Source organism: Sulfitobacter sp. HI0129 (assembly GCF_001635395.1).
GTDB lineage: Bacteria > Pseudomonadota > Alphaproteobacteria > Rhodobacterales > Rhodobacteraceae > Sulfitobacter.
This window is the reverse complement of record NZ_LWGH01000318.1, coordinates 1-5,808: the sequence shown is the minus strand read 5'-3', so window position 1 is coordinate 5,808 and position 5,808 is coordinate 1. Positions and strand designations below refer to the sequence as shown.

The 5,808-nt window shown below is 69.5% G+C and carries 8 protein-coding genes and 1 pseudogene; 5 read left to right on the top strand and 4 right to left on the bottom strand.

Going from position 1 to position 5,808, the window contains the following annotated elements; all coding sequences use genetic code 11:
- Positions 1-202, top strand: a pseudogene (locus tag A3764_RS07555) (SulP family inorganic anion transporter); the annotation flags it as partial.
- Positions 203-400: 198 nt separating this feature from the next.
- On the opposite strand, the gene A3764_RS07550 reads toward A3764_RS07555, so the two are convergent.
- On the bottom strand, positions 401-1,006 hold the full coding sequence (locus A3764_RS07550; protein WP_067921393.1) for a flavin reductase family protein: 606 nt from the start codon (positions 1,004-1,006) through the stop codon (positions 401-403).
- A 94-nt stretch (positions 1,007-1,100) separates the two neighbouring features.
- On the opposite strand from A3764_RS07550, the gene A3764_RS07545 reads away from it, so the two are divergent.
- Together A3764_RS07545 and A3764_RS07540 are read left to right on the top strand one after the other, a co-directional pair.
- Positions 1,101-1,577, top strand: coding sequence for a GNAT family N-acetyltransferase (locus A3764_RS07545; protein ID WP_067921390.1), 477 nt, complete (start codon positions 1,101-1,103; stop codon positions 1,575-1,577).
- A gap of 47 nt (positions 1,578-1,624) precedes the next feature.
- Positions 1,625-2,392 carry an EcsC family protein gene (locus A3764_RS07540; protein ID WP_067921388.1) on the top strand — a complete coding sequence of 256 codons (768 nt, stop codon included), beginning with the start codon at positions 1,625-1,627 and terminating at the stop codon, positions 2,390-2,392.
- On the opposite strand, the gene modC is transcribed toward A3764_RS07540, so the two are convergent.
- Genes modC through modA form a run of 3 tightly spaced genes read right to left on the bottom strand, consistent with a single transcriptional unit; the run spans position 2,389 to position 4,920 of the window.
- The gene (gene modC / locus A3764_RS07535; protein WP_067951414.1) at positions 2,389-3,477 is read right to left on the bottom strand and encodes a molybdenum ABC transporter ATP-binding protein; all 1,089 of its coding nucleotides are present in this window, start codon (positions 3,475-3,477) and stop codon (positions 2,389-2,391) included. The two genes, A3764_RS07540 and modC, sit on opposite strands and share 4 nt — an antisense overlap.
- Complete coding sequence (gene modB, locus A3764_RS07530; RefSeq protein WP_067951412.1) at positions 3,474-4,163, bottom strand: molybdate ABC transporter permease subunit; 690 nt, start codon at positions 4,161-4,163, stop codon at positions 3,474-3,476. The genes modC and modB overlap by 4 nt, the downstream gene beginning before the upstream one ends.
- Positions 4,153-4,920 carry a molybdate ABC transporter substrate-binding protein gene (gene modA / locus A3764_RS07525; RefSeq protein ID WP_067951410.1) on the bottom strand — a complete coding sequence of 256 codons (768 nt, stop codon included), beginning with the start codon at positions 4,918-4,920 and terminating at the stop codon, positions 4,153-4,155. Before modA ends, modB begins: the two co-directional genes overlap by 11 nt.
- A 132-nt stretch (positions 4,921-5,052) precedes the next feature.
- Here modA and A3764_RS07520 point away from each other — a divergent pair, with 132 nt between their 5' ends.
- A complete protein-coding gene (locus tag A3764_RS07520; RefSeq protein WP_067921076.1) occupies positions 5,053-5,523 on the top strand; it encodes an NUDIX hydrolase in 471 nt (156 codons plus the stop codon).
- A gap of 71 nt (positions 5,524-5,594) precedes the next feature.
- On the top strand, positions 5,595-5,808 hold a 214-nt coding region (locus tag A3764_RS07515; protein WP_150122104.1), incomplete at its 3' end, for a DUF1178 family protein.

Genomic DNA, 5,808 nt, shown 5'->3' with positions numbered 1-5,808 from the left:
CCAGTCCGCGCTTCAGGCGATCGAGGCGATGGCCGCGAAATACGAAGAGGCCGGCAAACGCCTGCAACTGCGCCACCTCAGCCGCGACTGCCACCGCCTGCTCACGAAGGCCGGGCATCTCATGGTCGACAGCGACGATGACCCCGAATACGAGCTGGCGGTCAATTATCAGGTCCGCACCGGCATCCTCGGCGCGCACTGAACGCCGTTGCGCCCGGGCCCTTCCCAGCGTCCGCTAGGGTAAGATTGAAAAAACATTTGTTAATCAATAGCTTGGGTTCCCCGCGGGGAACCCGGGCCCCTCAGCGCTTCCAAATGGCCCAAATCCCGGGAGGTCCGGAGGGCAGCGCCCTCCGGCGGCCACCCCCCCGCGCCGCGCCCAAGATAGGGCGCACCCCGCTCAATCGTCGGGGCGGACCATCTCGAACACCTCGCGCACGGCGGTATAGTCGCGGTATCCCAACCGGCTCAGCGGCACGTAGCGCGTTACGTCGAACCGCCCGTCCACGATGCAGTCGTCGCGCAGATGCACGCCGACGACCTCGCCGAAGACGACATAGTTCACGTCTCCCTCGATCTTGACGATCTGGGTCACCCGGCATTCGAGGTTCGCGGGCGCATTGGCCACTCGCGCGCAGTCGATAAGGTCACAGGCCGCCTTCTCGATCCCGGCATGTTCGAATTCATCGCTGCCGTGGGGCAGGGTGGCCGAAGACAGGTTCATCGCATCGCGTGCGGCATATTCCACCACGTTGACGCAGAAGACCCCGGTCTCGCGGATGTTGGCCACGCTGTCCTTGGTGCCGTCCACATCCGGCTTCTGCCCGGTGGAGGCGAACATCACCTGCGGCGGGGTATAGGCCACGCCGTTGAAAAAGGAATAGGGCGCGAGGTTGTCGCGGCCCTCCGCGTCGCGGCTCGAAATCCAGCCGATGGGCCGGGGCGTCACGATGGCGTTGAACGGGTTATGGGGCAGGCCATGGCCTGATTCCGGACGATAAAACATGCTGACTCCTTGTGGTTTGCCCCATGGCTACCGCCATGCTAGGGGCAATGCCACCTCAAACCCCCGCCCGTGGGAGCGGCCCTTGTACCGATTGATGCCGGAAATGCCCGCCGACGACTGGGAGGTGGAGGCTCTGCTCGACACCTGTTTCGCGCCGGGGCGCAAGGCGCTGTCCTCCTACCGGCTGCGCGACGGCGTGCCGCCGCTGGCGGGGCTCAGCCATGTGGCCCGCGACACAGGGGGCATTCTGGCCGGGGCGATCCGCTATTGGCCGGTGCGCGTGGGCGGGGAGCCTTCGCTCCTGCTGGGACCGGTGGCCGTCCATCCGACACGTCAGGGCGAGGGGCTGGGCCGCGATCTGATCGAAGGCTCGCTTGTCCATGCCGTGCCGCTGGGCTGGAACCGGGTGATGCTGGTGGGCGATGCACCCTATTACGGGCGGTTCGGCTTTACCCGGCTCGAAGAGGTGGTGATGCCGCCCCCCACCAACCCCGACCGGGTGCTGGGCCGGGCGCTGCTGCCCGGCGCATGGGACGGCATCGCGGGCGAGGTTACGCGCTGGACGGATTGATTTCGCGCCGCCCGCGCCCACATTATCCCGCAAGGAGGGCCGCGCCCATGTTGATCGAAAGCAATGTTCCCGCGACCGTGGATGTCGACGCCCGGCTGGACGCGATTGCCGCGCGTTACAAGCAGGCCGGCGGCGTGGGCATCAATGTCCTGAACCTGATCGGCGGGCAGGCCGACAACCTTATCGAACGCCTGCCCACGGTGGTGCGCCGCAATCTCGAAGGCGCGACCGTAAAGGCGCTGGGTCAGGCGATGAAGGCGGCCCATTCCAGCCGTGCCATGGTGCCGGACCAGAAAAGCTGGCTCAATCAGGCGGTCAGCGCCGCCATGGGCGCCGTCGGCGGCGCCGGGGGCCTGCCCACCGCCATGGCCGAACTGCCCGTCACCACCACGCTGCTGCTGCGGGTGATCGAAGGTGTCGCGGTGGAATACGGCTTCGATCCGGAGGCCGAGAACGTGCAGTTCGACTGCGTGCAGGTCTTTTCCGCGGCAGGCCCGCTTTCGGGCGATGACGGCTCCGATCTGGGTTTTCTGTCGGCGCGGGTCGCGCTCTCGGGGCGGGCCATGCAGGCGGTGATCGCCAAGGTCGCCCCGCGGCTCGCGGTGGTGCTGGGCCAGAAGCTGGCGGCGCAGGCGGTTCCGATCCTTGGTGCTGCGGCGGGGGCGGCCACGAACTACGCCTATACCAGCTATTATCAGGATATGGCCCATGTGCATTTCGGGCTGCGCAAACTGGCGATAGATGCCGATATTCCGCAAAACGAACTGCTGGAACGCCTGCGGTCCAAGATGGGCCGCGCCCCGGTCGCGGGCTAGCGCCCGATGCTGCCGGGAGCCACCGTGGTGGCCTTCAGGATCGCATAGCAGTCCAGCCCCGGACGCAGCGACAGGTCCGCCACCGCGCGGGCCGTTACCCGCGCCAGCAGCCTGTCGCGCCCGGCGCTCAGCGCGATGGCGGCACCCGGCCCGCCGCCGGGATGCACATGATCGATCCGCACCGGCAGGATATTGACCGAAGACAGCCCCGCGGGCTTTTCCAGCGACAGGATCACATCCTGCGCCAGCACCCGCAGCCGCACGCGCGCGCCCACCTCGGCCTGCACGCCCGGCAGTTCCAGAACGCCCGCGTCGATCCTGAGGCGCGACAGCCCGTCGGGCGCGTGTGACAGCACGTCCGCCTCCAGCACCGCGCCCGCTTCGCGCACGCCCAGCAGCGGCACCGCCGCCGGGTCGGCCATCACGTCGAACATCGGCCCGCGTGCGCGCACCCGCCCGTCCTGCAACAGCACCAGCGTATCGGCAAGCCGCGCGACCTCGTCCAGCGCGTGGCTGACATAGAGGATCGGCAGCCGCAGCGGCCCGTCCCGCAGCCGTTCGAGATAGGGCAGGATGTCCTGCTTGCGCCCCTCGTCGAGACTGGCGAGCGGCTCGTCCATCAGCAGCATCCGCGGGCGGCAGAGCAGCGCCCGCCCCAGCGCCACCCGCTGGCGTTCCCCGCCCGACAGCGCGGCGGGCCTGCGCTCCAGCAGCCGTTCCAGACCCAGAAGGGCCGCGACCTCCTCCAGCCCGGGGCCTGCGCGCCCGCGCGCGGCATAGCGCCCCCCGAAGGACAGGTTCTGCCGCACATCCATATGCGGAAAGAGCCGCGCGTCCTGAAAGACATAGCCCAGCCCGCGCCGGTGCGGCGGCACCCAGATGCCGCGTTCGGTGTCCAGCATGGTTTCGCCGTCCACCACCACGCGGCCCCGGGCGGGCCGCAACAGCCCCGCGACCGCGTTGATGACGGTGGTCTTGCCGGCCCCCGACCGCCCGAAGAGCGCGGTGATCCCCGGCCCGGCTTCGAAGTCAAGGTCGAGATCGAAACCGCCGAATCCATGGCGCAGGGTGACGGCCAGCGTCATATGCCGGAAATCCGGCGGGCCACGCGCCGGGCCAGCGCCTCCGACAGGGCGACGGCGCCGACGGCGACGGCGACGGCCAGCGCCACCATGCCCAATGCGGCCCCTTCGCCGCCGGGTATCTGAAGCGCGGTCCAGATGGCGCTGGGCAGGGTCTGTGTCTGGCCGGGAATGTTGGCGACAAAGGTGATCGTGGCGCCGAACTCTCCCATCGCCTTGGCAAAACCCATGACCGCCCCTGCAAGGATCCCCGGCGCGATGAGCGGCAGGGTCACCCGGCCGAAAACGGCCCAGCCCGGGGCCCCCAGCGTGGCCGCCGCGGCCTCGAGCCGCGGGTCCACAGCCTCGATCGCAAGGCGCATGGCGCGCACCGTCAGCGGAAAGCCCATGACGATGGCCGCCAGCACAGCACCCGTCCAGTGAAAGGCAAGCTGCACGCCCACCGCATCGAGCGCGCGGCCCAGCGGCGCGGTCCGCCCGAAGCTGACCAGCAGCAGATAGCCCGTCACCACCGGCGGCAGCACCAGCGGCAGATGCACCGCCACGTTCAGCGCCCCCTTGCCCCGGAACCGCCCCCGCGCCAGCAGCCACGCCACCCAGAGCGCCAGCGGCAGCGACAGCAGCGTGGCCCAGCCCGCCACCCAGAGCGACAGCCGCAATGCCGCCCATGCGGCTTCGTCAAGGCTCACCGGGCACGCTCGCAAAGCCGTGGGAGGCGAAAGTCTCAAGCGCCGCATCGCTGCCCAGATATCGCAGGAAGGCGGCCCCGGCGGGCGTCAGCGCGGCGGCGGGATAGCGGATCGGATCATGCAGGGAGGGGGGCACCTCATGCAGCACCCGCACTTGGCGGTCGGCCAGCGCATCGGTGGCATAGACGATGCCGAGCGGCACCTGCCGCCGAGACACCAGCAGCAGCGCCGCGCGCACGTCGTCGGTTTCCGCCAAGCGGTCCTGCAGCCCCTGCCACTGATCTGTGGCCTCCAGCCATTGCCGGGCGTAGCGCCCGGCGGGCACGGCATCGCGCTGGCCCATGGCGATGCGGTCGTCATCCCCCAGCGCCGACAGGATGTCGCCGGGATCGACGGTGCGCGTCTCCTCCAGAGGGGCGATCAGCACCAGCCTATTGGCGAGCAGATCGACGGGACCGGACGCAAGGCGGATGCCGGGTTGCTCTGCCAGCCAGTCCATCCAGTCCTCATTGGCAAGGATCACCGCATCCGCCGGGGCCCCGGCGGCGATCTGGCGGGCCATGGCCCCCGACCCCCCGTAGGAGATCCGGACCGCGCCGCCATGGCCTTCGACGGCGGCGTCCAGCGCGCCCCGCAGGCTGGCGGCGGCAAAGATGGTAACAGGGCCGGTCGCGGCGTCATCCGTGGCCCATGCCGCCTGCGGGACCGCCAGCGCCGTGACCAGCAGCAGCCGGCAAAGGAGGGGAAGAACTCTCATGGCCGGCACTATCCGCCAAGCGCTGCAGCCGCACAAGTTGGAATGGCGCGCAACACTCTGCCGCCGCTCTGGATTATGGTCGGGCTTGTGATACTTTCGTCCGAAACGGGAAAACCCCGCCACAGGCCGCCGATGACCAAGCAACCGCCCCTCACGCTCCACGGCTCCCCCAAGGGAGAGATGCGCACCCAGTTCGCCGCCCTCTGCTACCGGGTGCGCAAGGACAAGGTGCAGGTGCTGATCGTGACCTCCCGCCGGACCAAGCGCTGGATCATGCCCAAGGGCTGGCCGATGGAAGGCCGCACCCCCGGCGGCTCTGCCCTGCAGGAAGCCTGGGAGGAGGCGGGCGTGCGCGGCGAGGTGACGGGCGGCTGCCTCGGCGTCTATTCCTACCAGAAGGACGACGTGATCGGATGCCTCGCCATGCTCTACCCGGTCAAGGTCGCCTCGCTCGCGGGGGAGTATCCCGAAAAGGGCGAACGCCGCCGCCGCTGGGTGTCGCGCAAGAAGGCCGCCCGGCTGGTGCAGGAACCCGAACTGGGGCAACTCATCCTCGGGTTCGACCCGCGCGGGCCAAAAGCGACACGGCGTGGCGGTGCTTGACCCCCGCCCCGGCGCCGCCCATTTAAAGGGTATGCCCCGGCAGCCCCGCAACACCCGGACCCGTTGAAAAGATGATTCGATACGCCCTCAGATGTGACGAACGGCATGATTTCGAAAGCTGGTTCCAATCCGCTTCGGCCTATGACGCGCTGGCCGGGGCCGGGCGGCTGTCCTGCCCGGTCTGCGGATCGGACAAGGTGTCGCGCGCGCTGATGGCCCCGGCGCTCGCCGCGCGTGGCGGCGCGGCCCCGGCGGGCGAGGGGGGCGCGGCAGAGGCACCGGCCC

What these genes read in the sequence shown, in the direction of transcription:
- A3764_RS07550 (WP_067921393.1), bottom strand. Translation starts at nt 1,006, where the DNA reads ATGTTTTATCGTCCGGAATCAGGCCATGGCCTGCCCCATAACCCGTTC.
- A3764_RS07545 (WP_067921390.1), top strand. Translation starts at nt 1,101, where the DNA reads ATGCCGGAAATGCCCGCCGACGACTGGGAGGTGGAGGCTCTGCTCGAC.
- A3764_RS07540 (WP_067921388.1), top strand. Translation starts at nt 1,625, where the DNA reads ATGTTGATCGAAAGCAATGTTCCCGCGACCGTGGATGTCGACGCCCGG.
- modC (WP_067951414.1), bottom strand. Translation starts at nt 3,477, where the DNA reads ATGACGCTGGCCGTCACCCTGCGCCATGGATTCGGCGGTTTCGATCTC.
- modA (WP_067951410.1), bottom strand. Translation starts at nt 4,920, where the DNA reads ATGAGAGTTCTTCCCCTCCTTTGCCGGCTGCTGCTGGTCACGGCGCTG.
- A3764_RS07520 (WP_067921076.1), top strand. Translation starts at nt 5,053, where the DNA reads ATGACCAAGCAACCGCCCCTCACGCTCCACGGCTCCCCCAAGGGAGAG.